At 67.9% G+C, this 25613-nt stretch carries 22 protein-coding genes; 18 read left to right on the top strand and 4 right to left on the bottom strand.

Annotated elements, in window-relative coordinates:
* Positions 1–136: 136 nt before the first annotated feature.
* Complete coding sequence (locus U8D42_RS23090; RefSeq protein WP_322858107.1) at positions 137–1318, top strand: MinD/ParA family ATP-binding protein; 1182 nt, start codon at positions 137–139, stop codon at positions 1316–1318.
* On the opposite strand, the gene sigI is transcribed toward U8D42_RS23090, so the two are convergent.
* Entirely contained in the window at positions 1315–2193 is an 879-nt protein-coding gene (gene sigI / locus U8D42_RS23085) for an RNA polymerase sigma factor SigI (RefSeq protein ID WP_322858108.1), read from the bottom strand. The two genes, U8D42_RS23090 and sigI, sit on opposite strands and share 4 nt — an antisense overlap.
* 111 nt (positions 2194–2304) lie before the next feature.
* Between sigI and U8D42_RS23080 the strand changes: the two genes are divergently transcribed.
* Both U8D42_RS23080 and U8D42_RS23075 read left to right on the top strand, forming a co-directional pair.
* Entirely contained in the window at positions 2305–3147 is an 843-nt protein-coding gene (locus tag U8D42_RS23080) for an NAD(P)H-binding protein (RefSeq protein WP_322858109.1), read from the top strand.
* Positions 3148–3159: 12 nt separating this feature from the next.
* Positions 3160–3600 (top strand): nitroreductase family deazaflavin-dependent oxidoreductase, encoded by a 441-nt coding sequence (locus U8D42_RS23075; protein WP_322858110.1) that lies wholly within the window; start codon positions 3160–3162, stop codon positions 3598–3600.
* A 96-nt stretch (positions 3601–3696) separates the two neighbouring features.
* Here U8D42_RS23075 and U8D42_RS23070 read toward each other — a convergent pair whose 3' ends face one another.
* Positions 3697–3978: a WhiB family transcriptional regulator gene (locus U8D42_RS23070; RefSeq protein ID WP_085240212.1), complete on the bottom strand. Its 282-nt coding sequence runs from the start codon at positions 3976–3978 to the stop codon at positions 3697–3699.
* A gap of 255 nt (positions 3979–4233) precedes the next feature.
* The gene (locus tag U8D42_RS23065; RefSeq protein WP_085240213.1) at positions 4234–4521 is read right to left on the bottom strand and encodes a WhiB family transcriptional regulator; all 288 of its coding nucleotides are present in this window, start codon (positions 4519–4521) and stop codon (positions 4234–4236) included.
* Between the two features lie 528 nt (positions 4522–5049).
* Between U8D42_RS23065 and U8D42_RS23060 the strand changes: the two genes are divergently transcribed.
* From U8D42_RS23060 to U8D42_RS22990, 15 genes are all read left to right on the top strand, one after another.
* Positions 5050–5853 carry a transcriptional regulator gene (locus tag U8D42_RS23060; protein ID WP_249025856.1) on the top strand — a complete coding sequence of 268 codons (804 nt, stop codon included), beginning with the start codon at positions 5050–5052 and terminating at the stop codon, positions 5851–5853.
* 672 nt (positions 5854–6525) lie between these two features.
* Positions 6526–7776 (top strand): EspA/EspE family type VII secretion system effector, encoded by a 1251-nt coding sequence (locus U8D42_RS23055; protein ID WP_322858111.1) that lies wholly within the window; start codon positions 6526–6528, stop codon positions 7774–7776.
* 64 nt (positions 7777–7840) lie between these two features.
* Complete coding sequence (locus U8D42_RS23050; RefSeq protein ID WP_158089960.1) at positions 7841–8155, top strand: ESX-1 secretion-associated protein; 315 nt, start codon at positions 7841–7843, stop codon at positions 8153–8155.
* A 2-nt stretch (positions 8156–8157) separates the two neighbouring features.
* Positions 8158–9006 carry an ESX secretion-associated protein EspG gene (locus U8D42_RS23045; RefSeq protein ID WP_322858112.1) on the top strand — a complete coding sequence of 283 codons (849 nt, stop codon included), beginning with the start codon at positions 8158–8160 and terminating at the stop codon, positions 9004–9006.
* A 46-nt stretch (positions 9007–9052) separates the two neighbouring features.
* Complete coding sequence (locus tag U8D42_RS23040) at positions 9053–9610, top strand: hypothetical protein (protein WP_085240217.1); 558 nt, start codon at positions 9053–9055, stop codon at positions 9608–9610.
* Positions 9607–11328 carry a type VII secretion AAA-ATPase EccA gene (eccA, locus tag U8D42_RS23035; RefSeq protein ID WP_085240218.1) on the top strand — a complete coding sequence of 574 codons (1722 nt, stop codon included), beginning with the start codon at positions 9607–9609 and terminating at the stop codon, positions 11326–11328. The genes U8D42_RS23040 and eccA overlap by 4 nt, the downstream gene beginning before the upstream one ends.
* Before the next feature lie 3 nt (positions 11329–11331).
* A complete protein-coding gene (gene eccB / locus U8D42_RS23030) occupies positions 11332–12783 on the top strand; it encodes a type VII secretion protein EccB (protein WP_322858113.1) in 1452 nt (483 codons plus the stop codon).
* Complete coding sequence (eccCa, locus tag U8D42_RS23025; protein ID WP_085240220.1) at positions 12780–15023, top strand: type VII secretion protein EccCa; 2244 nt, start codon at positions 12780–12782, stop codon at positions 15021–15023. The genes eccB and eccCa overlap by 4 nt, the downstream gene beginning before the upstream one ends.
* Positions 15020–16789 carry a type VII secretion protein EccCb gene (eccCb, locus tag U8D42_RS23020; RefSeq protein ID WP_322858114.1) on the top strand — a complete coding sequence of 590 codons (1770 nt, stop codon included), beginning with the start codon at positions 15020–15022 and terminating at the stop codon, positions 16787–16789. Before eccCa ends, eccCb begins: the two co-directional genes overlap by 4 nt.
* A 251-nt stretch (positions 16790–17040) precedes the next feature.
* Positions 17041–18288 carry a PPE family protein gene (locus U8D42_RS23015; protein WP_322858115.1) on the top strand — a complete coding sequence of 416 codons (1248 nt, stop codon included), beginning with the start codon at positions 17041–17043 and terminating at the stop codon, positions 18286–18288.
* A gap of 89 nt (positions 18289–18377) precedes the next feature.
* Complete coding sequence (locus U8D42_RS23010) at positions 18378–18680, top strand: WXG100 family type VII secretion target (protein ID WP_067917004.1); 303 nt, start codon at positions 18378–18380, stop codon at positions 18678–18680.
* Between the two features lie 42 nt (positions 18681–18722).
* A complete protein-coding gene (locus U8D42_RS23005) occupies positions 18723–19010 on the top strand; it encodes a WXG100 family type VII secretion target (RefSeq protein WP_085240223.1) in 288 nt (95 codons plus the stop codon).
* Between the two features lie 101 nt (positions 19011–19111).
* Complete coding sequence (locus U8D42_RS23000) at positions 19112–20767, top strand: MinD/ParA family ATP-binding protein (protein WP_322858116.1); 1656 nt, start codon at positions 19112–19114, stop codon at positions 20765–20767.
* Complete coding sequence (gene eccD / locus U8D42_RS22995) at positions 20764–22311, top strand: type VII secretion integral membrane protein EccD (RefSeq protein ID WP_322858117.1); 1548 nt, start codon at positions 20764–20766, stop codon at positions 22309–22311. The genes U8D42_RS23000 and eccD overlap by 4 nt, the downstream gene beginning before the upstream one ends.
* Before the next feature lie 98 nt (positions 22312–22409).
* Positions 22410–23159, top strand: a complete 750-nt coding sequence (locus tag U8D42_RS22990; protein ID WP_322858118.1) for a hypothetical protein — start codon at positions 22410–22412, stop codon at positions 23157–23159.
* A 73-nt stretch (positions 23160–23232) separates the two neighbouring features.
* Here U8D42_RS22990 and U8D42_RS22985 read toward each other — a convergent pair whose 3' ends face one another.
* Entirely contained in the window at positions 23233–25473 is a 2241-nt protein-coding gene (locus U8D42_RS22985) for a secretion protein EspK (RefSeq protein ID WP_322858119.1), read from the bottom strand.
* Between the last annotated feature and the right edge of the window lie 140 nt (positions 25474–25613).

Raw genomic sequence — 25613 nt, 5'->3', positions numbered from 1 at the left:
TACCGACGCGAGGCGTGGAGGAGATACTGGACGCGTACTGGTCCGTATCCGGCGATGGTGGCGTGGCCGTGGCGCTCATCACTGGCCCCGGACGAGCCGCCTGACCGCCGAGGATCGCCTGGCACCTGAGGAGCCCATGAACGAGCGCGACGAATTCCTGCGGGACCGCCTGCAGCCCCCGACCGGCGCGCCGGCCACGAGTGCGCCGCCGCCGCCTCCGGTCGGTCAGCGACCCGCGCCGCGGCCCCCGTCGCCGGCCCCGGCCCCAGCCCCAGCCCGACCACCGGCGCCTCCCCAGCACCCACCCGGTCCGCCTCGACACCCCGCACCTGCGCCCGCGTTCCGGAGGCAACCCGCGATGTCGCCTCCCGCAGAGGCGCCCGCACCCGCCGGCGCGGTGTCGCCGGCGCCGGCGCGCTTCGGCGCGATAACCGACCGCGGTTGGCGGCGCCTTCTCCGGCTGATGACCTTCAACCTGGTCAAGCTCGGTCCGTCGCCCGCCCAACAGCAGGACGCCCAGTTCGAGGCGGCCATCCGGACCCGCCTGGCCGGCAACTTCAAGGTCGGCGTCCTGGGCAAGGGCGGCGTCGGCAAGACGTCGGTGGCCGCCAGCGTCGGATCCCTGTTCGCCGAGCTCCGCAGGCAACACCACGTCGTGGCGATCGACGCCGACACCGCCTTCGGCCGGCTCAGCAGCCGCATCGACCCACGCTCGACCGGGTCCTTCTGGGAGCTCACCGCGGATAAGAACCTGGAGTCGTTCAGCGATGTGGTCGCGCGGTTGGGTCGCAACTCCGCCGGGCTGTACGTGCTCGGCGGCGAGCCGGCGGCCGGGCCCCGCCGCGTTCTGGACTCCGCGATATACCGGGAGGCCGCGCTGCGATTGGATCGCCACTTCGAGATCTCGGTCATCGACTGCGGGTCCACGATGGACGCCCCGGTTACCCAGGAAGCGCTGCGTGACCTGGACGCGCTGATCGTGGTGTCCTCGCCGTGGGCGGACGGGGCCAATGCCGCCGCCAGGACCCTGGAGTGGCTGGCCGATCAGGGCTTCGCAACCCTGCTGGAGAACAGCGTCGTCGTGCTCAACGATTCGGACGGCCATGCCGACAAGCGCACGCGAGCGCTGCTGGCCCGCGAGTTCATCGATCACGGCCGGCCGGTGATCGAAGTGCCTTTCGATCCGCACCTACGGCCCGGCGGCGTCATCGACGTGAGCCACGAAATGGCCGCCGCGACGCGGCGGAGATTCCTCGAGGTCACGGCGACGATCGCGGGATACTTCGCGGCGCGCGCCGCGGACCGGCCGACGGTCTAGGCCTGCTCGGCCGCCCGGCCCGCCCGGGCCGACGGGTCGGCGATGGCCTCGATCTTGACCACCCGGGACTCCCGGATGGTCAGCACGATGACGGCGAACAGGCGGCCGTCGCTGAAGGCCAGCAGGGCGGGCCCCCCGGCGGGACCGACGACCAACGTCACGTCCGGCCACAGGTAGCGCAGCAGGTTGGTGGCCACCGCCTGCGGCCCATGATTGATCTGCGGCGGCGGCGGCGGGTCGGCCAGGATCGTGCCCACACCCCACACCGTCGGGTCCAGCACGGCGGCCAGGCCGGCGATGTCACCGTTGGCGCACGCGGTGATGAATTTGTCGGTGACGAGCTGATGCTCGGTGGACGCGATCGCGTTGGTTCTGGGTTGTGCAGCAAGGAATTTGGAGCGTGCTCGCCGCGCGAGCTGACGACAGGTGCCGACCGGGCGGCCCACGGTTTCCGAGATCGAGTCGAACGGGACGCCGAACACGTCGTGCAGGACGAAGGCGACCCGTTCCGCGGGGCTGAGCCTGCGCAAGACCTCCAGCAACGCGGTCCGGATCTCGTCGTCGAGGGTGATCCGGTCGGCCGGGTCGGAGCGGTGCGGCGCCGGCAGCTCTTGCACCTCGCCCGGGCGTTCGTAGCGGGCGCGGGCCGACCGCACCTGGTCGAGACACAGCCGGCTTGCCACCACCGTCAGCCAGCCCCGGACGTCCTCGATCTCGCCGGCCTCGGTCCGTGAGAGCCGCAGGAATGCTTCCTGCACAACGTCTTCCGCGTCACCGACGTCCCCAAGCATCTGGTAGGCAAGGTTGACCAGATAAGGGCGGTGACGACGCCAGGCCTCGGCGACCCGGTCTCCCGCTGACTGCGACTGGTTCATGTCTCTTCGACGATCTGCTGCGGCAAAAAGTTACGGGTTTCGCGGTGTAACTTTTCCACCTTTCGCCCCGTCCTTGGAGCACCGCAGAAATTTTCCGAAAGGAGCGATGCCATGACCATCGTGGTAACCGGGGCCACCGGCAACGTCGGGCGCCGCCTTGTCGGCGCGCTGGCCGCCGCGGGAGCGCCGGTGCGGGCGGTGACCCGCACGCCGCAGGCGGCCGGGTTTCGGCCCGGCGTCGAACCGGTCCGCTCCGCGGCCGAGGCGCTGCCCGGCGCGTCGGCGGTGTTCCTCAACTCTCGCGCGCTGGGCGCGGACCTGGAAACGGTGGTGGCCCAGTGCGTGAGCGCCGGCGTCACCAAGCTGGTTGCGCTGTCGGCGATCAACGCCGACGACGATTTCTCCCGCCAGCCGTCCCGCTTCCGCGGGGACCGCAACAAGGAGGTCGAACAGCTCGCGGTCGACTCCGGCCTGGCCTGGGTGAGCCTGCGGCCCACGGTGTTCGCGACGAACTTCGCCGGGATGTGGTCGCCCCAGATCCGGGCGGGCGACATGGTCTTCGGGCCATCCGCCGCGGCATCGACGGCGCCGATCGTCGAGACCGACATCGCGGAGGTCGCGGCGCGGGCGTTGCTCACCGACGAGCTTGTCGGGCAGCGCATCCCGCTGACCGGCCCGCAGGCATTCACCAACTCGGAGCTCGTCGAGCTCATCGGGGCCGAGCTGGGTCGCTCGCTGCAGTATCGGGAGATTCCGAATAGCGCGGTCCGTGAACGGTTTCTGGGGTTGGGCTTCACCGCCGGCTTCGCCGACGCCTACATCGCCATGCTGGCCGCGACGCTCGATGCGCCGGCACTGGTCACCCACGACGTGGAGAAGGTCCTCGGGCGACCGGCGCTGCCGTTCGCCCAGTGGGTCGCCGAGCACCGCGCCGCTTTTGCCGCTGCGAAATAACAGGAGAATCAGATGTCGCAACCGCGTCCGCCGCGCTACCTCAAACCCATGAACAGGTTGATGATGGCCGCCCAACGGCTCGGGATTCCCACCGGTCCGGCGATGGTGTTGACGGTGCCCGGCCGCAAGTCGGGTCGGCCCCGCAAAACCCCGATGACGCCGTTCGAATTCGAGGGCGGCAGGTATGTGGTGGCGGGCTATCCCGGCGCCGACTGGGCGGCGAACGCGAGGGCCGCGGGCACCGGCACGCTCAGCCGCGGCCGGCGGTCATGGGCAGTCCGGATCGTCGAACTCTCCGCCACCGAAGCGCGGCCGGTGCTGCGGGAATTCCCCGCCAAGGTCCCCGTGGGAGTGGCGTTCGCGAAGCGATCCGGGATGGTGCGCGACGGAACGGCCGACGAATTCGAAGCACTGGCGGGGCGACTCGCCGTCTTCCGCTTCGAGCCGGCGTAGCGGCCGCCGGATCGGTCGCCCCAAAGCGAAAGCGCTGCAGCGGTTTACGCCGCCACCACCCACCGGTGGTTCACGATCGGCGGCCATCAGCCGGGGCTAGGCCGACTTCGCGGTCTCGCGCACCGGGTATCCGTTGCGCTCGGCCAGGGATCGAAGTTGGCGCAGCGCGAATGCGCGCGGACGGCCCCCTTCGGGAATCACCACCCCGGCCCACAACCCTTCCGCGCCCGCCGACTCCACGGCATCCCGGGCGCACATCCAGCGACGCGGGCACGCCCGGCAGAGGGCGATCGCCTCGGCGTCGGGTGCGGTGGTCCAGCGGTCGGGGTCCTGCGTGCAGGCGCCGAGCGGGATGTTGAACAAAGGTGTTGCGGTCATGTCGCGCGCCCTTCTGGCATAGCGGTGTAGTGCCTTACACCTCACAAACTATAGCGCTAACCGTGTCAATGCAACGGTTTCTTGAAGAATGGCCCAGACGACTCCGCCGCGATAGGCGCTTTGGCATGTCGCGGGCGGCGCAGCCCCGTGTGTCGTCGGGTCGGCCGCGCGGCCGCGATTACGCGTGTGACCTGGTTTTTCAGCCGACCGTGGGCACTCCAAAGCCGCCCCGGGCGAACCGTAGCGGACACGCCGTTACGCCGACCTCGTCGAAGCGCTGTGTTCTCGCACGGGGTACCCGTGCAACTCGGCGAGCGAGCGCAGCTGGCGCAACGCGAAAGTCCGCGCACGCCCCCCTTCGGGAATCACGACACCGGCCCACAACCCCTCGGCTCCGGGCAGCTCGCACGCCTCCCGGGCGCACGCCCACCGGCGCGGACACCTTCGACACACTGCCTTGGCCTCGGCGTCGGGCGCCGTCGTCCAACGCTCGGGATCCTGCGTGCACGCCCCTTGCCAGAAGCCGTGCTCGCCCGGGGTCATTCCGCCGTCCCGGCACGAGTCATCGCGGCATTGCCCGCCGCGCAGCAGAGGCCGCAGCGCGCGAAGCGCTGCAACGCCACAGTTAAGCGTCCGAACACGTGACTCCCGCGCGCCCTACCTTATTTGATACATGCGCAGTTAAGCACCTTAAAGCGGCAACCGCGTGACCGGCAAGTAAAAATGTTGGGGAACGATTGACCGCACGCCGGCCTGTGACATCCGGGAGCGCAACGGTCGCGTGCGTCGGTGGTCGTCGCGAGCCCAACCGTAGCGCCGGGCGCGCTTCTCGGCGACCCACCGCCGGACCCTTGCACAGTTCTGACGGCCGAGAAACGTAGCATCTGCGATAGGGATACCAGGGTGCAACGGTTAGAATTGGCAGGGCGGAGGGTCCGCCGCGCTGTTCACGAGCGAGGAATCACCGGGGATGCAGGCGGCTCGGCGCCGGGCGGCAGTCCGTCGGCTCGGCGCACAGGGAAACGATCGTGCGTGGTTCGCCGATCCAGCGGGGGGGACGTTGAAATCGAAATGACCGGGCCATCGAAGACACTTGGGCGGCAGGGGCTCGACGAGTCGGACGGGCGCCACACCGGCTCGCAGACCGGCGAACCGGACCCGGGCCTGGTCCGTGCCGGAGCCGCCGCCGCCGCCCGCCGCCGCGAACTCGACATCAGCCAGCGCAGCCTGGCGGCCGACGGGATCATCAACGCGGGCGCTCTCATCGCTTTCGAGAAGGGACGCAGCTGGCCCCGCGAGCGAACCCGCGCGAAGCTCGAGGAAGTTCTGCAGTGGCCCACAGGAACGATCGCGCGGATCCGCCAGGAGGGCACCATGCCCGGGCCCTCCTCTCAGCAGGAGACCGTTCCCGACAGGCGGTCCGCGGCCGGCCCCGCATCCGAGAGCGCGGAGTCGCTGATCGCGCAGGCGGTCGTCGCCGCGGTCGACGGCTGCAGCCTGGCCGTCGCCGCGTTGCCTGCGGTCCACGATCCGGAGTTCATCGACCGCGCGGAGCCCATCCTGTTCGATCTGCGGCAACTGGAGACGATCGCCGTCCGGGCGGCCCGTATCAGCACGATGACCCCTGAACTGATCAAGGCGCTAGCCCAGGTTCGCCGACATTACGACGAACTCATGACACTCGCCGCGGGCGCCGCCGATGCGCCATTGGCCCCGCGCCTCTACGCGATGCGGCGACAGGCCAACCTGTCCACCCAGGAGACGGCACAAGCGGCCGGTGTGTCCGAGGAGGACGTTGTTCGCGCCGAAGCCGGCGACCCATTACCCGACGACGCTGCCACGGCGCTGGAAAGGTTGATCGGCCAAATCCATTAAGGCCGAAAGCGCCTTTGTTTCCCCGCGATTCTGCGGAACTTCGCTCCCCCCTTTAATCCCCCGCCGGCGCGCACAACCCCTTCGCCGAGGCCGGGAATACGCCATGCGACAGAGCTCTCGGCCCGGCCGCCCGCTGACACGCGGCCGGAGGCCGCATGCCGCCGTGACTCCTTCCCCCGGCAACGCGGACCCAGGAGCGGGCCGTCGCCCCGCTCGCGCCCGGTTGATTCGCATGCCAAGCGGGCGTCGAGTGGGGGACGGCCGAACGCGGTCCGGCGGACCCAATCTGCCTGTGGCTGCGGTGATCTCGTAGGTACAAGGCCCGGTAGTCCGGTGCCGGGCGAAGCGACGATCGCGATCAGCCGGGCGCGCCCTGCCAGGGATCGCGGATGCGCGGCCGCCGATACGATCGGGCGATCGTCGCCAGATCGGCTGCGGCCGTGAAGTCCGTCTAATCCAGTCGTTCACCGCCCGGCAACCGCCCGGCAATCTTCGTGTCGGCCCGCACGCGCCGACCGGCCCGAAACCCCTGGCTTATTACAAAATTCGTGCATCAAGGGGGCTCGGCGCGCTGTTACGCTCGACTCACCGTGCGCACGATCAGCATGGGAGCAACGAGCGTGAAGGGAAGTCGACGTGGCTTGGCTTGCAGGTGGAAGTTCTCTGGCGACCGTGGTGCAACGACTTCAAGGCGCGGGTGGGGCCGCCTACAGCGGGGACTGGGTCGCCGCAGCAGCGGGCGGCGCCGCCGCCGCGGGCAAGGCTGTCGAATACTTCGCCAAGACGAAAACCGGACTCAAGGACGCGTTGGATAAAGTCGGGAAAAAGGTGTTGCCGACGCCGACGGCGATTATCGACGGCGCTATGTTGGCGATCTTTCTCGTGGACTTACTTAATGGACTCTCGTCCCCCGACACCGGATCCGCATTCAGCACCGCCAAAGACAAGTACGAAAACGTCAAGCTCAATCTGGAGGCGGCCAGTCCGGACGAACTGCGCTGGACCGGTGAGGCAGCCGACGCCTACAAGGCCATGAACGACACGCTGAGATCACTTGTGCAGCAGATGGAAGACCTGGACAAGCAGATGAAGGACCTGGTGGCCGATCAGGCCGGCAAGGTCAAGCAGGCGCACATGTGCGTAACGGTATCGACGCTGGTACTTACCGGCTGCCTGGGTGTTGCGATGGCCCTGTACCTGATCCCCATCACCGGCCCGGAAATATCGTGTGCGTTCCAGATCCTGGCTGCCTTCGGGGCATGCGCATCGGTGTTCGCGTTCGAGATGTTCACGCTGTCCAATTCGATGTCGATTTCCCACTCGGTCGACGCGCTGTCCATCAGCTATGGCGAGCTCGCCGGCAGGGCGCAGACCGAGATGGCGGGCACGTTCGGCGAAATCAAGGGCAAGGTGGCGGCGCAGACCGCGTCCCAGCTCTCCAGCTTCACGGCCGTCTCCGACGGCCTGTCGGCCTTCGCCGCCGCGCCGACCATCCAATCGTTGGCCAACACTAGCCTGGGCCGCGAGTCCGCTTCGCCGGCGCAACGCGTTTTGCTGGACGCCGCGAGTGAAGCTCACGCGACGAGTTCGGCTGACGCGGCGGCGCAGGCCCCGAGTGAAACGGCGCCGGCCGCACCGGCGGCACCGGCGTTCGCGCCACCCAGTCCCGCGCAGATGACTCAAATGGCGCAAGCCTCGTCGGCGTTGTCCCAGCCCGTGAACCAGGTGAGCCAGACGGTCAGCCAGACGGTGGGACAGGCGCAGCAGCTCGCGGCCTCCGCAAGAGGCCAGGGGGCGGTCGGCGACGCGGCCGCCGACGAGGCCGGCGCGGCCTCGGGCGCAGCCGGCGCCGAGCGTGCTCCTGTGGAAGTCGCGGAGGTCGGCACCGAGGCCGGGGCCGATAGGCCCGGCCGCGTCCTGTGATGCCGTTGGCACTTCACAATCTTTGCGGGACAACGCGTTAGCGGTAGAACAGGAGGAACGACCAATGACAGCATTGAATGTCACACCGGATTACTTGGAGACGCTGGCAGGCAAGCAGGATGCGGCGAAGGGCGTCGCCGCGGAGGCAGCCGGCGCAACTTCCAATCTCACCGTCGCGGTCTGGGTGACTCACGGTGTCATCAGCGGATGCTCCAACGCAGCGTTCAGCGGCGCGGAAGGTGCGCGACGCACCGCCGGACAGAACCTTTCGGCCGCCGCCAACGAACTCGCCGCGAAACTGCGCGGCGCCAAAGCAGCCTACAAGGGCGTCGACAGCGAGTTGAGCGGCAACCTCAAAAGCCAAATGCTTGACCAGTAACCATGTCCGGTCCCCTCACTGGCGGTCGCGCCGGCCTCGTCGATGACGTCGTCGGCGTGGAGGTGACCATCGACGGGATGCTGGTCATCGCCGACCGGTTGCACCTGGTCGATTTCCCCACCGCGCTCGGGATCCGGCCAAACATCCCGCAGGAGGACCTGCGCGACCTGGTCTGGAATCAGGTGCAACGTGACCTCACCGCGCAGGGGGTGCTCGATCGAAACGGCGAGCCTCACCCGACGGTGGCAGCGATGGTCGACACCCTCAGCAGACCGGACCGGACGCTGGAGGGCCGGTGGTGGCGGCGCGATCTCGGCGGTGTCATGGTGCGATTCGCATTGTGCCGCAAGGACGAACGTCATGTCATCGCCGCGCGAGACGGCGACCTGATGGTGCTGCAACTGGTGGCTCCTCAGGTGGGTCTGGCGGGCATGGTGACCACCGTGCTGGGCACCGCCGAACCCGCCAATGTCGAACCGCTGACGGGCCTCGCCGACGAACTCGCCAAATGCACCACCGCGGCGCAGTTGACCGCGCACGGCCTCGAGGCGCCGTCGGCCCGTATCTACGCCGAGATCATCACCAACCCGAGCAGCTGGGTGGAAATCATCGCCGGCCAACGCCACCCCGGCGGCACGTCCACGCAGACCGACGTGGCCGCCGGTGTCCTCGACTCGGCATTGGGCCGGCTGGTGTCGCTGCCCCGTCGCGTCGGCGGCGAGTTGTACGGGAGTTTCCTGTCCGGCACGCAGGAGAATCTGCAACGCGCCTTGGAAGGGCTGCTCGAGTTCCTCCCCGCGGGCGCCTGGTTCGATCACGTCGGAGCCGCCGAAGCCTCGTACCGGGGTTGATTCTGCCGTTATCTATTCAGCACGGAATCCAGAAAGAAGAACCTTCATGCCGCAGCACGACGACCATGATGACCTCTCCGCCCTCGACTTCTCCGCGCACCAGTCCGACTCCGACGATCACGGCCTGGATCACTCCGATGCCCTGGATTTTTCCTTCGCCGAAGACACCGAAACGGAGCTGGACGCCATCGCCTCGCTGACCGAGGCCGAAGAAGCGGCCGGGGAAGAAGACGAAGAAGACGGTCTTGCGCTCTTCACGGTGACCAACCCTCCCGATACGGTGTCGGTGTCGTCACTCATCGACGGGCGGACGCAGCGGGTCACCCTGTCGCCCAAGGCGACCAACATGACCGAATCGGAACTCGCAGAGGAGGTCCTCGTTCTCGCGGACCTGGCCCGGCAAAAGGGGCTGGCAGGCCAACGCACGTTCTTGCAAGAAGACCAAACCGTGACGGAAAGCCTCGACCAGCTGGGAATAGCCGACACCGACGTCATACGAGAGTTCATGGACGCGGTGTACCCGTTGCCGACGGCCGAGGAGGCCGACATGGCACAGGCGGAGGTCTTTGCCGCCCGATACACGAATGACGAAACCGACAAATGAACGCTCAGCTGGCCGGCCTGTTCGAAAGTGCGGTCGGCATGCTGCCCATCTCGGAGGCTCGGGCGCTGGACCTGTTCACCGAGATCACCAATTACGACGAGTCGGCTTGCGACGCGTGGATCGGCCGCATCCGTTGCGGTGACACCGATCGGGTGACATTGTTCCGCGCCTGGTATTCCCGCACCAACTTCGGGCAACTGGCCGGGGCCGCGCAGATATCGATGAACGCCGTCAACGCACGGATCGCGATCGGTGGCCTGTACGGCGACATCACTTACCCGGTCAACTCGCCACTGGCGATCACGCTGGGTTTCGCAGCAAGTGAGGCGGCCCAGGGCAATTACGCCGACGCCATGGAAGCCTTGGAGGCAAGCCCGGCAACCGGTGCCGAGCACCTGCTGTCCTGGGTCAAGGCGGTCGTCTACGGCGAGGCGCAACGTTGGACGGAAGTGATCGAAGAGGTGCGCGGCGCCGGCAGATGGCCGGACACTTTCCTCGCCGCCGCGGCCGGCGTCGCGCACGGGGTCGCCGCGGCGAACCTCGGCCTGTTCACCGAAGCCGAGCGCCGGCTCACCGAGGCCAACGCGTCGCCCGCCGGAGAGGCCTGTGCGCGCGCCATCGCCTGGTACCTGGCGATGACGCGCCGCGGCCAGGGAAACGAAGAGGCCGCGGTGGCGCTGCTGGAGTGGCTGCAGACCACCCACCCAGAGCCTAAAGTCACCGCCGCCCTTAAGGATTCGTCATACCGGTTGAAAACCACCAGCGCCGAGCAGATCGCCGCGCGCACCGACCCCTGGGACGCGTCCACCGTCGTGGCCGACACCTCGGGACGAGAGAAGCTGCTCGCCGAGGCGGAAGCCGAGCTGGAGCGGCAGATCGGGCTCAGCCGCGTCAAGGACCAAGTCGAGCGATACCGCGCCGCCACCCAGATGGCGCGGGTTCGGGCCGCCCGCGGCATGAAGGTCGCACAGCCCAGCAAGCACATGATCTTCACCGGACCGCCCGGCACGGGCAAGACGACGATCGCGCGGGTCGTGGCCAACATCCTGGCGGGGCTGGGCGTCATCCCTGAACCCAAACTCGTCGAGACGGCACGCAAGGATTTCGTCGCCGAATACGAAGGGCAGTCGGCGGTGAAGACCACCAAGACGATCGATCGCGCCCTGGGTGGCGTGCTCTTCATCGACGAGGCCTATGCCCTCGTGCAGGAACGGGATGGACGGACCGACCCGTTCGGACAAGAGGCGCTGGACACCCTCCTGGCCCGGATGGAGAACGACCGGGACCGGCTGGCGGTGATCATCGCCGGCTACAGCTCCGATATCGACCGGCTGCTGGAGACGAACGAGGGCCTGCGGTCCCGGTTCGCCACCCGTATCGAATTCGACTCTTACTCCCCGGAGGAGATCCTGGAAATCGCGAAAGTCATTGCGGCCGGAAACGACTCCACCCTGAGCGCGGAAGCCGAGGACAACCTGCTGGCGGCGGCGAAGGTGCTGAGTGAGCGGACGGTCCGCGGCAAGCCCGCGCTCGACATTGCCGGCAACGGCCGCTACGCGCGCCAGCTGGTGGAGGCGGGGGAACAGTACCGTGACATCCGTCTGACCCGGGCGGTCGATTTCGAGAGCCTCGACGAGGACCGCCTGCGGGAGATCAACGGCGAGGACATGGCCGAGGCGATCGAGGCCGTGCACGGACGCCTCAACATCGTCGAGTGACGTATGGCAAGTTTCCGGCTCACGACCAAGGTGCAAGTCAGTGGCTGGCGCTTTTTGCTCCGGCGTCTGGAGCACGCGATCGTCCGGCGCGACACCCGCATGTTCGACGACCCGCTGCAGTTCTACAGCCGGTCGGTGGCGCTCGGCGTCGTCGTCTCGGTGTTGGTCGTGGTCGGTGCGCTCGCGATGGCCTACTTCAAACCGCAGGGCAAGCTCGGTAACGGCAATCTGTTCGTCGACCGCGCGACAAACCAGCTTTACCTCAAAGTCGGCGGCGAACTCCATCCCGTCTACAACCTCACCTCGGCGCGGCTGGTGCTGGGTAACCCGGCCGAACCCGCGACGGTGAAATCCGCCGGACTGAACCGCCTGCCGAAGGGCCAATCCATCGGGATCCCCGGCGCCCCCTATGCCACCCCGGTGTCGTCGGATTCCTCCTCGGCCTGGACGCTGTGCGACACCGTCGTGCGGGCCGAGAGCACCAATCCCACAGTGCGAACCGAGATCATCGCGATGCCGGTGGCGATCGAGCATCCCGCGATCGACCCCATCCTGCCCAACGAGGCGCTGCTGGCGTCGTATCAGGGCAAGGACTGGGTCATCACCAGCAAGGGCAGGCACGCCACCAACCTCAGCGACCGCCCCATGACCTTCGCGGTGGGCATTCGCGGCACCGCCAAGCCCAGCCCCCTCTCCACCGCCATGTTCAATGCGTTGCCCGATGCCGGCTCCTGGCAGTTGCCGCCCGTAGCCAACGCGGGGGCCCCGAACACGCTGGGGCTGCCCGATGAGCTGGTCGTCGGATCGGTACTGCAGGTGCACACGACCCTAGGCGTGAGCTACTTCGTCGTGATGCAGGACGGGGTCGCACCCGTGAATGCCAACACGGCGGCCGCGTTGCGCGCGAATCAATCGTACGGGCTGGTGGTTCCCCCCTCGCTGCCTCCGAACCTGATCGTCAACATTCCCGAATTGGTGTACAACTCACCCCTGCCCGACGAACCGATCAAGATCGTCTCGCGACCGGACGACCCCACGCTGTGCTGGACGTGGGAACGCAAGCCCGGCGAGCAGACACCGAGAACCGCGGTGCTGACCGGCCGCCATCTGCCAATACCCGCGTCGGCGATGAGCACCGGGATCAAGCAAATTCAAGGCTCCGCAACGATTTACCTAGACGGCGGGAAATTCGTGCAGCTACAGTCACCGGATCCACGATACGGCGAAGCTCTGTATTACGTTGACCCACAAGGGGTCCGCTATGGGATACCGGACCAGCAGACGGCGTCGTCGCTCGGCCTCCCGTCGCCCAAGACCGCTCCGTGGGAAATCGTCCGACTGCTGGTGGACGGGCCGGTGCTATCGAAGGACGCCGCCCTGCTGGAGCACGACACGCTGCCGACCGACCCGAGCCCCCGCAAGTTGCCCGGCGCAGCCCCAGGAGCGGCCTCATGACGACCAAGAAATTCACCCCCGCGGTCACCCGCGGTCCCCGGCTGACGCCCGGCGAAATCAGCCTCACCCCCCCGGAGGACCTCGGCGTCGACATCCCGCCGTCGGGCATTCAAAAAGCGCTTCCGTACGTCATGGGCGTCTGCATGCTCGGCATGATCGCGATCATGGTGCTCACCGGCACCCGGGCGCTCTCGCCATACATGCTGATGATGCCGCTCATGATGATCATGATGTCGTTGAGCATGGTCGCCGGGGGTGGCGGCGGTGGCGGGAAAAAGGTGCCTGAAATCAATGCCGACCGCAAGGAGTACCTGCGGTACCTGGCGGGGCTGCGTCCCAGGGTGACGTCTTCGGCGAGCGCACAGGTGGCGTTCTTCAGCTTCCACGCACCGCACCCGGACGATCTGCTGTCGATCGTCGGTACGCCGCGTCAGTGGTCACGCCCGGCCAACGCCGACTTCTACGCCGCCACGCGGATCGGAATCGGCGACCAGCCGGCAGTGGACCGGCTCATGAAGCCGTCCGCCGGGGGCGAGCTGGCCGGCCCCACCGCGGCGCCGCAGCCATATCTCGAACCGGTCGCCAACATGTGGGCGGTCAAGTTCTTACGCACCCACGGCCTGATCCACGACTGCCCGAAACTCGTGCAGTTGCGCACCTTTCCGACGATCGCCGTGGGCGGTGATACCGCCGGGTCAGCTGGCTTGGTCGCGGCGATGGTGTGCCATCTCGCCGTCTTTCATCCCCCGGACCTGTTGCAACTGCGGGTGCTCACCGACGAACCCGACGATCCGGACTGGTCGTGGCTCAAGTGGCTACCGCACCTTCAGCATCCGACCGACACCGACGGTGCCGGGCCGGTTCGGATGATCTACACCCGTCCCGACGGGCTGTCCGATCTCGCCGCGCGCGGTCCACACTCGCCCGATGCCCTGCCCGGCGGCCCGTACGTCGTCGTAGTCGACCTGACCGGGGGAAAGGCCGGCTTCCCGCCGGACGGCAGGGCCGGCGTCACGGTCATCACCCTGGGTAATCATCGCGGCTCGAACTACCGCATCCGGGTCGCCGACGACGGCACCGCCGACGACCGGCTGCCCAGCCAATCGTTCCGTCAGGTGACGTCGCGCACCGACAGCCTCTCCCCGCAACAAGCCGCCCGCATCGCGCGCAAACTCGCCGGTTGGTCCATCACCGGCACCATCATCGACAAGAAGAACGTTGGCACCCAGAAGAAGGTCGCCACGGAGTGGCATCAGCTGGTGGGCGCGCACAGCGTCGAGGAGGTGACACCCGCCCGCTGGCGGATGTACACCGACAAGGACCGTGACCGCCTCAAGATCCCATTCGGTCACGAGCTCAAGACCGGCAACATCATGTACCTCGACATCAAGGAGGGTGCCGAATTCGGCGGCGGTCCGCACGGCATGCTCATCGGGACGACCGGGTCCGGGAAGTCGGAATTCCTCCGCACGCTGATTTTGTCCCTCGTGGCGATGCACCATCCGGATCAGGTCAACCTCCTGCTCACCGACTTCAAAGGCGGGTCCACGTTCCTGGGCATGGAGAAGCTTCCGCACACCGCGGCGGTGATCACCAACATGGCCGAGGAAGCCGAGCTGGTGAGCCGGATGGGCGAGGTGCTGACCGGGGAACTCGACCGGCGCCAGTCGCTGCTGCGCCAGGCCGGCATACAGGTGGGTGCCACGGGTGCGCTCTCCGGCGTGGCCGAATACGAGAAGTATCGCGAGCGTGGCGCCGATTTGACGCCACTACCAACGCTTTTCGTCGTCGTCGACGAGTTCGCCGAATTGCTGCAGAGTCACCCGGACTTCATCAACCTCTTCGACCGGATCTGCCGCGTGGGCCGCTCGTTGCGCGTGCACCTGTTGTTGGCGACGCAGTCGCTGCAAACCGGAGGCGCGCGCATCGACAAGCTCGAGCCCAACCTCACATACCGTATCGCGTTGCGCACCACCAGCTCTCACGAATCAAAGATGGTGATCGGCACCCCCGAGGCGCAGTACATCACCAATAAGGAGAGTGGCGTCGGGTTTCTGCGGGTGGGTATGGAAGATCCGGTCAAGTTCAGCACCCTCTACACCGGCGCGCCCTATGTTCCGCCGACACGGGACGAGCCGGACGGCGAAGGCAACGGGGCGGGCCCACAGGCGGGACCGAAGGATGTGCGGATTCACCGGTTCACCGCCGCGCCCATCCTCGAGAAGGTGGTGACGTCGTGACGGTCGAACCCAAGGTACGGGCGCTCAGCGAAGTGGTGCTGGACCAACTCAGCACCACGGAGTCGCGGGCGTACAAGATGTGGCTCCCGCCCCTGAAGGATCCGACGCCGCTCAACGAGCTTGTCGCGCGCGACGATCAGCGCCAGGCATTGCGCTTCCCGCTGGGCATCATGGACGAGCCGCGCCGGCATCTGCAGGGAGTGTGGGGCGTCGACGTCTCCGGAGCCGGCGGCAACATCGCCATCGGCGGCGCGCCGCAAACGGGGAAGTCGACCCTGCTGCAAACCATGGTCATGTCGGCCGCCGCCACCCACACGCCGCGGCAGGTTCAGTTCTATTGCATCGACCTCGGTGGCGGCGGCCTGATCTATCTCGACAACCTCCCCCATGTCGGTGGGGTGGCGACCCGGTCGGAGCCCGATCGGGTCATGCGGGTTGTGGCGGAGGTGCAAGCCGTTTTGCGCCAGCGCGAGGCCACCTTCAAGGAGCACCGGGTCGGGTCCATCGCGATGTACCGGCAGCTGCGCGCAGACCCCGACCAGCCCGTCGCGGACGACCCGTTCGGCGACGTGTTCCTGGTCGTCGACGGGTGGCCGGCTTTCGTCGCCGAATTCCCCGACCTCGAAGCCCCCGTCCAGGAGTTGGCCTCCCAGGGCTTGTCGTTCGGCGTCCACACCGTGATCACCACGCCACGGTGGACGGAGTTGAAGTCGCGCGTCCGGGATTATCTGGGCACCAAGATCGAGTTCCGGCTCGGCGACGTCAACGACACCCAGATCGACCGGACGGTGCGCGAGATCCCGGCGAACCGACCTGGCCGCGCGATGTCGGTGGAAAAGCACCACTTGATGATCGGCGTGCCGAGGTTGGACGGCGTGCACAGCACGGACAACCTGGTCGAGGCGATGACGGCGGCGGTCAACGAGATCGCTGCCCTGCACACCGACCGGGCGCCGCGCGTCCGGGTCCTGCCGGAGCGGATCTACCTTCACGAACTCGACCCGAACCCACCCGGTCCGGAGTCTGACTACCGCACGCGCTGGACGATTCCCATCGGCCTGCGCGAAACGGACCTGTCGGTGGCCCACGCCAACATGTATACGACCCCGCACCTACTGATTTTCGGTGCGGCCAAATCGGGCAAGACACGGACGGCCCACGCGATTGCACGGGCCATCTGCGCGCGCAACAGCCCGCAACAGGTGCGGTTCATGTTGGCCGACTACCGCTCCGGGCTGCTGGACGCAGTGCCGGACAGCCATCTGCTCGACGCGGGGGCGATCAACCGCAACAGCACCACGCTCGACGAGGCCATCAAAGCGTTGGCGACCAACCTGAAGAAGCGGTTGCCGCCGGCCGATCTCACCACCGCGCAGTTGCGGGCGCGCTCGTGGTGGACCGGATTCGACGTGGTTCTGTTGGTCGACGACTGGCACATGATCGTGGCCGCCGCCGGCGGCATGCCCCCGATGGGACCGCTGGCCCCGTTATTGCCCGCGGCCACGGACATCGGGCTGCACATCATCGTCACTTGCCAAATGAGCTACGCATACAAATCGACTATGGACAAGTTCGTCGGTGCGGCTTACGGCGCCGGATCCCCGACCCTGTTCCTCTCGGGCGACAAGCAGGACTTCCCGTCACGGGAAATTCAGGTCAAACGCCGGCCCCCGGGCCAGGCATTCTTGGTCGCTCCAGACGGGAAAGAGGTCATCCAGGCGGTCTACATCGATCCGCCAGAAGAAGTGCATCCACCAGCACCATAGGGCGGTTAGGATTATCCCGTCGCTCGATAAAGAAACCGGTGAACCAAAGGGCGACAACCGAATCGGGGCACCTAGCACGTGCTGCGTGTCGCCATTACCCGAATTGGTTTGGGTTCACGTGGATTTTTGTTTGTGTTCACTTGATTTAGGGGCGGCGCGGACCCGAAACCAAAACGGAGTGAATTAGCGACCCCGAAGTCAACCAGAAGATAACCGCAAGCGACCCGTCTTAAACAAAGGAGACCGTAGGCATGTTGTGGCACGCAATGCCACCGGAGCTGAACACCGCTCGGCTGATGGCCGGAGCGGGTCCAGCGCCGATGCTGCAGGCCGCCGCGGGGTGGGAAGCTCTGGGAGGCGCCTTGGAAGCTCAGGCGCTGGAATTGAGCGCAGCCCTGATGGCCCTCAAAGCTGCCTGGACGGGGCCCGGCAGCGAGCGTGCGATCGCCGCGGCAACACCGATGGTGGCCTGGCTGCACACCGCGGCCGAGCACGCCCAGCAACGGGGGATGCGGGCAATGGCCCAGGCCGCGTCGTACACGAAGGCGTTGGCGATGACGCCGTCGCTGCCCGAGATTGCGACCAACCACATCACCCATGGCGTGCTGACGGCCACCAACTTTCTCGGCATCAACATGGTGCCGATCGGCTTGAACGAGACCGACTACTTCGTGCGCATGTGGAATCAGGCCGCCGTCTCCATGGATGTCTACCTGGCGGAAACGATGGCAAACACCGTCTTCGAGCCACTTCCCCCAGTGAAGCCCGTTGTGCAACCGGGGGTGGGCGAGGCGGTGGCGGCCCAGGCGTCGGCCCTGCTCTCGAGCATGGCGGCCGACGAGGCTGCCGGGACGCTGCGCGCGCTCGCGAACGAGGCAGGGGACGACATTCCCTCCGACACTCCCGAGGTCCCCAGCCCGGACGTCCCGACGCCTGACGTCCCCACCCCCGACGTGACCGTTCCGCCCGCACAACAAATTCCGCAGTACATGGGGCAGTTAGGTCAATTAGGTGCGCCGATGCAGCAGCTGATGCAGCCGCTGCAGCAAATGACGTCGCTGGCCGGCCAGACCGGCGGGATGGGCGGCCCGAGCGGCGGTCTGCCCGGCGCCGGAACGAGCACGGGCGGGGCCGGTGTCGGACCTGGCCAGGTAGGCCTGCTCGGTGCCGGTCCCCTGTCGAGTCATCCCTTGGCCGGCGGATCCGGCCCCAGCGCGGGGCTGGGGTTGATGCATTCCGAAGCACTGCCCGGAGCGGGCGGGACCTCGGCCCGCACATCGCTGATGAGCCAATTGATCGACAAGCCTGCGGCGGGGGCGGTCGCGCCCGCCGCAGGCGGAGCGGGCGCCGGATCATCGGCGATGGGTGGCGCCGCCCCGATGGGCGCGATGGGCCACGGTGCGCAATCCGGGTCCGGGGCCACTCGACCCAGCCTGGGTGCCCCCGCGGTGCTGACCGCTGAGCATCAGGAAGACGACGATCACGACGACGACTGGTGACGACCACCTAGAAATCAGACTTCCCGGCCGCCCGGGCCGGAAGACTTGCCATCACTTGGCGAGGAAGAGCAACACAGAAAGTAGCGAACATGGCAGAGATGAGAACCGACGCCGCTACCCTCAGCGCGGAGGCCAGCAACTTCGACCGAATCTCGAGCGAGCTCCAGCAGGTCATCGGACAGGTGGAGTCGACCGGCGGCGAGTTGGCCGGCCACTGGCGCGGGCAGGCCGGCGCGGCGGCCCAGCAGGCGCTGGCGCGCTTCCACGAAGCCGGCCAGGCGCAGATCAAGGCACTGAGCGACATTTCGCAGAACATCCACGGTGCCGGCATCGAGTACTCCAAGGCCGACGACGAGCAGGCCAGCTCGCTGTCGTCACAAATGAACTTCTGACCCTGACAACCCCTCACCAGTAAAAAGAACGGAGCAAACAACATGAGCGAACAGTCATGGAATTTCGCGGGCATCGAAGGCGGCGCGAGCCAGATCCAAGGGGCCGTGGCGGCCACCCAGGGCCTGCTCGACGAGGGCAAGAGCTCGCTGCAGAAGCTCTCCGCGGCCTGGGGCGGTAGCGGTTCGGAGGCCTACCAGGCCGTCCAGCAGCGCTGGGACCAGAGCTCCACGGAGCTGAACGACTCGTTGAAAAACTTGGCGGCCCGCATCACGGAAGCCAGCCAGACGATGGCACAAACCGAGTCCGGCGTCACGGGAATGTTCTCATAAGCCAGCAACCACGACGAAGCACGAGACTGGGCGAGTTCGACCGCGTGGGAGATCTCGCCTCTTCTCGTGCTTTCGCGGCTGCGAGTGTCTGAGAGGTTCTGATGGCGGCCGACTACGACCGGCTCTTTCAGCCTTCCGACGAGGCTGATGCGGCCGAGGACGCCGGCGGATACGGTGACTTCGACGTGGACGGTCCGTTCCCGACGCCGCCGGGGCCGCCCAGCACACCCCAGCCCAACGGGCACGGCGCGTCGCCCATGCCCATCGACCCGCCCGTGCAGCCGCCGCCAGCGGCCGCACCCGAACACCCACTGATGCCGGTCGACTTGGCCGCCCCGCCGCCCCCGGCGGCGGCCCGACCGCCCATGCCCGTCGACTACGACCGGCTTTTCGAGCCCCCCGCCGGCACCGACACATCGGACGGGCCCGGCGCGGACGCAACCTACGACCCCGATGTCCCAGCGCCGACCCCGCCCACGCCGACGAACGCGCCGAAGCCCAACGGCCAGACACCGCCGCCGATGCCCGTCCACTGGCCCGAGCAATCCCCACCCGAGCACCCGCCGATGCCGGTCGACCTGACCGCCGCGCCACCCCCACCGACGCGGCCGGAACCACCCGGGCCCAAGGAGCGCAACCAGGTCGCCAAACAGCCGCCGCGGCATGCGCGTCAAGGCCCGGCCGAAGTGCCTAACCTGCAACTCGGGCGCGCCAGGTCGCACAACAGCCACCGCGCCGCACCCCAACCCGGCAAGGGCAACGCGCCCGGCCCGTCGCTCCCGTCGCGCCCGCTCATCTCAGCCCATGCCGATTCCGCCCCGGCCACCGCGTCATCCGAACCCGCGACAAGGCCGACGGCCGGCAAACCAGCCGCGCGACCGGTGTCGCGGCGGGGCTGGCGGCGCTGGGTCCGTACCCTGACCCGGATCAACCTCGGGCTGTCGCGCGACGAAAAATACGCGCTCGAACTGCAGAACCGAATCCGCCGCCCCATTCACGGTTCGTACGAGATCGGGGTGCTGGGCCTCAAGGGCGGCGCCGGTCGGACGTCCGTGACGGCCGCGCTCGGTTCGGCGTTCGCTCAGGTACGCGGCGACAGGATCCTGGCTGTCGATGCGGACCCCGTTTCGGGAGACCTCGTCAACCGGGTCGGGCGTCAGACCGCCGCCACCGTCGCGGATCTCGTGGCGAATCGAGCGCTGTCGCACTACAACGACGTCCGCGCCCACACCAGCGTGAACGCCGTCAACCTCGAAGTGCTGTCCGCCGCGGACTACAACGGGACGCGGCCGTTATTGAGCGCCGAGGAGTGGAAACGCGCTCTTGGGATGGTGCCCAGGTATTACAACCTGGTGGTGTCCGATTGCGGAGCCGACCTGTTCAGCCCGGCCGCGCATGGCGTGCTTGCGGTGGCGTCAGGGTTGGTCGTTCTGTCCACTGCCTCAGTCGATGGCGTCCGGCAGGCGGCGGTCGCGCTCGACTGGTTGCGCAACAACGGCTACGGCGCTCTGCTCGATCGCGCATGTGTCGTCATCAATCACGTCGTGCCGGGCGACTCCACGAACGCGGACAGCGACGTGGTGCGACAGTTTCAGCGGCACGTCCAGCCAGGCCGCGTTATCGTGCTGCCGTGGGACGAGCACATCGCCGCAGGCACGGAGGTGCAATTCGCCCTGCTCAGCACCGCCTACCAGCGTAAGATCATCGAACTAGCCGCAGCACTGTCCGACGATTTCGACAGGAGTGAACGTCGTTGACCGCGTCGACCGCCACCGCCGCTGCCGCGGCCCCGGCGACCGCCGCGGCACCCCCGACGAAGCCGGCCACCACTCGGGTCACCATCCTGACCGGGAAGCGGATGACGGACGTCGTGCTGCCCTCGGTGGCGCCGATCGAGACCTACGTCGATGACACCGTCGCGGTGCTCGCCGAATTGCTCGAGGAGACACCGGCGGAGGTGCTGGCCGGCTTTGAGTTCTCCGCGCAGGGTTCATGGACGTTCGCCCGTCCGGGGGCCCCGCCGCTGCCGGTTGACCAATCACTGGACGACGCCGGAGTCGTCGACGGGTCGCTGCTGACGCTGGTGTCCGTGAGTAGGACGGAGCGGTACCGGCCGCTCGTCGAGGACGTCATCGACGCGATCGCGGTCCTCGACGAATCGCCGCAGTTCGATCGGCCCGCGCTGAACCGCCTCATCGCGGTGGCGATCCCGGCGGTGGCCCTGGTCGTCGTCGTGCTGGCGGCGCTGACCTGGGAGCACACCGGACGTCACGTGTGGTGGGCGCTGGGCCTGGGCGTCGGGGGACTTCTCGCGCTGGTCGGCGGCTGGGCCGCCAGCAGGTTCTACCGCAATGCGAACCTGTCGGAGAGTTTGCTGGCGGCGGCGTATCCGCTGATCGCGGTCGCTGTGGCGCTGGCCACCCCCCGGCCGCACCGGGTCGACTCGTTGGGCGCACCCCAACTCGCGAGCGCCGCTGCCACCGTCCTGTTCTTGACGCTGATGGTGCGCGGCGGCCCCCGGCGGCGGTTCGAACTTGCATCGTTCGTGGAGGTCACGGCGATCGCGGTGACCGCAGCGGCCATCTGCTTCGGCTACGGCTGGCAAGAGTGGGTGCCTGCGGGTGCCATCGTGTTCGGCCTGTTCACCATTACGAACGCGGCCAAGCTCACCGTCGCCGTCGCGCGCATTGCGCTGCCACCCATCCCCGCGCCCGGCGAGGCCGTCGAGCACGACGAATTGCTCGACGCAGTCAAGGGCGAGGAGGCCGGCGACCAGGGCGAAAACCGGACCTGGCAGGCGATCATCGCGTCGGTTCCCGACTCTGCCGTGCGCCTCACCGAACGAAGCCACCTGGCCAAGCAACTGCTCACCGGGTACGTGCTGGCCGGCACCCTGGTCCTGACGGTCGGCACAATCGCGCTGGTCGTGCGCGGACACTTTTTCGTACACACTCTCGCCGTTGCCGGTCTCGTCGCGGCGGCGTGCGGGTTCAGGTCCCGACTCTACGCAGAACGCTGGTGCGCGTGGGCCCTGCTGACCGCTGCCATCGCCGTGCCGACGGGAGTGATGGTCCGGCTCGGACTCTGGTATCCGACCAAGGCTTGGCTTTTCCTGACGATTTACCTGGCCGTGTGCCTGGTCGCGGTGGCGGTCGTCGCGGCGACGGTCGCCGTCCGCCGGATTTCGCCGGTCACGAAGCGGATTCTGGAATTGTTGGACGGCACCATTGTCGCCGCCATCATCCCCATGCTGCTATGGATCACCGGCGTCTATGACACCGTTCGCAATATTCGCTTCTGAGCCACTCGGGTGGCGCAATATCTCCGAAAAAGTGGCGCAGTTCGGGATGCGGCCCATTCACTAGGATTGTCGTAACACCGTCGACAGAGGATTGGGCAATGACTGAGCCACTGGTGGTCGATTCTTCACGTTTAAAGGCTGCGGGTGCGACGTTGCAAACGCTTGTTTTTCCGTCAGCTCCGCCACCCATATTCGCGCCGGGCGTGGACGCGGTATCGGCCGCGATCAACGAAACTCTGCCAGTGATTGAATCGCCCGTTATCAAGGGGTTGCCCGCCGTTGAATCGGCGGTCACCAGAACCGGCTCGAGCATCGTCTCGGCGGCCGGAATGTATGCCGAGACGGATCAGGCGCTGGGCGAGCATGTCGGTGGCGCCCGGTTCCTCGCCGCCGCGCAAACGCCTGCAACCGGCCAGCCGACCGGTCAGCTGTTGCGTGCCACCGCAGACGAATCGAAAGACAAAGACGGTAAAGCGCCCGAACCCGAGCCAAAACCACAGCCCGACAAAAAGGGTCAGCCGGCAGACATCGCCGCACCGGTGGCACAGCTCAGCGGAATGGGGCAGGCCCTCGGGCCTGTCACGCAGGGCATGCAGACCATCATGTCGAGCGTCCAGCAGGCCACGGGCAGCATGGGTGGCGCCGGAGCGGCACCGGCGCAGCTCGCCGACGACACCACGAAGAACGACCAGTTAGCCGACGGCCAAACGCAACTGGTCGACGAGATGAAGTCCGAGGGGGACCAATCGCCGGGCAGCGGTGCCACGCCCGGTGATCGGGGGTCAGGGACCGCCCCGGTGCGGCCCACCACTGCGCACCGCCCGGAGCCCTCGGAGGTCGGGCTCTGAGTCAGCGGCGGTCACGTCGGCTTCGTGTGCGGTGCAAGGGATTCCAAAGCCACGTCGGGATGTGCGGCCCGTTCTAGGACGACTCGGCCAGGGCTTCGTCGAGCAACGCGGTGATGTGCTTCCAGTACAGCCAGTCGGCGACCGCCGAGCGCTGGACATCAAGGTCGACTTCGGTACGCGCCTCGGCGAGCAGGGCTTCTTGAGCGTACGCAGCGTAGGTGCGGAATGCGCGCAGGTGGGCGGCTGAGCGGCCAGAGGCCTTGCTGGCCAACGGCTTTACCACGTCAAACCACAGCATCGGGCGCTCGTCCAGCGGGGGACTCGGGTCCGCGGGCGCCGCCGGCAACGTGGTCAGAAGTTGCTGCGCGTCGACCGTGCCCGCGCCGAGTGAGGCCGCCAGCTCAGCCGCCCCCGCGGGATCCGTCACTTCGGAGGTGGGGTGTTGCCCGGCCGGCTCGGCCCCCGCCGGCGCTGCCGGCAACAGGTCGACCAATCGCGCGTCGCTGGTCGCCGCCAAACGTTCCGCCGCCGAGGGATCCACCACTTCCAGCCGGGATCGGCCGACCATGGCACCGCTGTCTGGGATGTCCTCCGGCGTCAACACGATCTTGGCCGCGCCGGGATCGGACTTCGCGAACTGCTCCTCGGTGGCGATCACCGCTCGCAGCTTCGTGTCGTGGTGGTTCGCCCAACCTTGCACGGCCATCACCGGGTAGGTGGCCCACCGCGCCCGCTCGTCAGCTGCGATCGCATCGTCGGCGCTGGCCATGTGCACCTGTTCGGGCAATTGCACGCCATCGGGTATGTAGGCCACCCCATAGCTGTTGGCCACCACGATCGAACCGTCTGTGGTCACCGCGGTCACCCAGAAGAAGTTGAGATTGGCCGTACCGCCGCTGCCGGGGGCGTTGAGCGCCGCCCCTATCCGACGCGCCACCTGTAGCGGGTCGGTCCCGCCGCGCCGGGCCGCGTCAGCGGTCGCGGCATCGGCGATGGCGTCGCGTTCTGCCCGCGCCGCCGAAACCGGGATGATCGGCGGTGGCACAACGACATCCGGTGATTCCGCCGGGTCGGGGGACTGCGCCTGCGCGGCGGCCGCGGGCCGCGGCGTCGTCCGCGAAGCCGCGGCGGGTCGCATCGTGGGCGACCCACCCGGCGGCTTCTGCCCGACCGGGGCGGCCGGCCGGCCCGCCGACCCCGCGCGCGAGCCGCCGGAGGCCCCACCCGATCCGCCCGCCATCGGCCCTGCCGGCATGCCGGTCGCTCCCGCGGGTGCGGCCGTCGTCGACGACTCCTCCGCGCGAGCCGCCGTCGATGACGACGTCGCCGACGCCGACGCGGGGGCCATGCCCTTGCTGCCGCCACCCGCGGTGGGTTGAGCCGCGGCCGCCGGACCCAGCGGAGCGGCGGGAGCCGCCGGACCCAGCGGGGCCGCGGGAGCCGACGGGGCCGCGGGAGCCGACGGTCCACCGCCGGGACCCCCCGGGGCGCCCGGCGCCGCGGGGCCTGGCGTCCCGGGGGCGGGGGCGCCGGGGGCGGGGGCCCCTGGCACAGGCGGCCCGTCGGGGGCGGGCGGTGCTACCGGAGTCGGCTGAGGACCGCCGCCGATGCCACCGCCCGGCGTCGGCATCCCGGGCAGGGACGGCGCGGGCGTCATCGGCGGCGCCGGCGCGGCCGGTATCGTGCTCGGATGTTCGGGGCCGGGCCGCGGGCGGTCTTCCTCGACCGGCGGGGTCTGTGGCGTCGCGTCGGGGAGCGTGAGCGGGGGCGGCGTCTTCTGGTCGAGCAGGTCGTCCAGGGCGTTGGGCGGTGGCTTCCACGCCTTGCTCGCCAGGATTCGCTCCGCCGTGCCTTCCATCGTGCTGACGTTGGCCCCGAGCGTCGTCATGACCACGTTGTTGATGGCGGTGGTGCGTTCGGCGGCGTCCAGGGCGGAATCGTTTTCCAGAATGCTGATCTGCTGCTGTGCGGTTTCGACGTTGTCGGTGATGTCCGACTTGGCCTGCTCGATCGACTGGGCGGTATACCGATCCCAGGTGATGACGGTGGCCAGCCCGTTTTGCAGCGTCATCAACTCATTGATGTTCGTCCCCAGCTCGCCGTCCGCGGCGCTCGCCGCGCCGCCCGACCAGACACCGCCACCGAAGATCTCGTTCCGTTGATGCCGGCAGGTGTCCAAGACGTCTGTGACTTCCCGCAACACCTGGGTGTACTCCACTGCCCGGTCATAGAGGGCATCCTCATCAACTTCCGGCCACCCGCCCGGCTCGAGCATCTGCTCGGCGTATGCACCGGTCGGCTTCGCAATACCCATCGGCTACTCCTCTCCCCTCTCCGAACATGCCGCCGGCACGGGCGGACTGGGGAGTTGGCGGGTGCCGAAGCTCATGGGTAATAAGCGTAATCGACGTGGGGACAGGCTAACTGCGGCAAAATGACCGACCGGCCGGGCAT

It is taken from the genome of Mycobacterium europaeum, assembly GCF_034555895.2.
In the GTDB taxonomy this organism is placed as follows: Bacteria; Actinomycetota; Actinomycetes; order Mycobacteriales; family Mycobacteriaceae; genus Mycobacterium; species Mycobacterium europaeum.
This window is presented reverse-complemented; position numbering and strand designations above follow the sequence as displayed.

What these genes read in the sequence shown, in the direction of transcription:
- eccB (WP_322858113.1), top strand. Translation starts at nt 11,332, where the DNA reads ATGGCAAGTTTCCGGCTCACGACCAAGGTGCAAGTCAGTGGCTGGCGC.
- U8D42_RS23050 (WP_158089960.1), top strand. Translation starts at nt 7,841, where the DNA reads ATGACAGCATTGAATGTCACACCGGATTACTTGGAGACGCTGGCAGGC.
- U8D42_RS22985 (WP_322858119.1), bottom strand. Translation starts at nt 25,473, where the DNA reads ATGGGTATTGCGAAGCCGACCGGTGCATACGCCGAGCAGATGCTCGAG.
- U8D42_RS22990 (WP_322858118.1), top strand. Translation starts at nt 22,410, where the DNA reads ATGACTGAGCCACTGGTGGTCGATTCTTCACGTTTAAAGGCTGCGGGT.
- sigI (WP_322858108.1), bottom strand. Translation starts at nt 2,193, where the DNA reads ATGAACCAGTCGCAGTCAGCGGGAGACCGGGTCGCCGAGGCCTGGCGT.
- U8D42_RS23065 (WP_085240213.1), bottom strand. Translation starts at nt 4,521, where the DNA reads ATGACCCCGGGCGAGCACGGCTTCTGGCAAGGGGCGTGCACGCAGGAT.
- U8D42_RS23040 (WP_085240217.1), top strand. Translation starts at nt 9,053, where the DNA reads ATGCCGCAGCACGACGACCATGATGACCTCTCCGCCCTCGACTTCTCC.
- U8D42_RS23080 (WP_322858109.1), top strand. Translation starts at nt 2,305, where the DNA reads ATGACCATCGTGGTAACCGGGGCCACCGGCAACGTCGGGCGCCGCCTT.
- U8D42_RS23010 (WP_067917004.1), top strand. Translation starts at nt 18,378, where the DNA reads ATGGCAGAGATGAGAACCGACGCCGCTACCCTCAGCGCGGAGGCCAGC.
- U8D42_RS23090 (WP_322858107.1), top strand. Translation starts at nt 137, where the DNA reads ATGAACGAGCGCGACGAATTCCTGCGGGACCGCCTGCAGCCCCCGACC.
- U8D42_RS23060 (WP_249025856.1), top strand. Translation starts at nt 5,050, where the DNA reads ATGACCGGGCCATCGAAGACACTTGGGCGGCAGGGGCTCGACGAGTCG.
- eccA (WP_085240218.1), top strand. Translation starts at nt 9,607, where the DNA reads ATGAACGCTCAGCTGGCCGGCCTGTTCGAAAGTGCGGTCGGCATGCTG.
- U8D42_RS23075 (WP_322858110.1), top strand. Translation starts at nt 3,160, where the DNA reads ATGTCGCAACCGCGTCCGCCGCGCTACCTCAAACCCATGAACAGGTTG.
- U8D42_RS23005 (WP_085240223.1), top strand. Translation starts at nt 18,723, where the DNA reads ATGAGCGAACAGTCATGGAATTTCGCGGGCATCGAAGGCGGCGCGAGC.
- U8D42_RS23015 (WP_322858115.1), top strand. Translation starts at nt 17,041, where the DNA reads ATGTTGTGGCACGCAATGCCACCGGAGCTGAACACCGCTCGGCTGATG.
- U8D42_RS23070 (WP_085240212.1), bottom strand. Translation starts at nt 3,978, where the DNA reads ATGACCGCAACACCTTTGTTCAACATCCCGCTCGGCGCCTGCACGCAG.
- U8D42_RS23000 (WP_322858116.1), top strand. Translation starts at nt 19,112, where the DNA reads ATGGCGGCCGACTACGACCGGCTCTTTCAGCCTTCCGACGAGGCTGAT.
- eccCa (WP_085240220.1), top strand. Translation starts at nt 12,780, where the DNA reads ATGACGACCAAGAAATTCACCCCCGCGGTCACCCGCGGTCCCCGGCTG.
- U8D42_RS23045 (WP_322858112.1), top strand. Translation starts at nt 8,158, where the DNA reads ATGTCCGGTCCCCTCACTGGCGGTCGCGCCGGCCTCGTCGATGACGTC.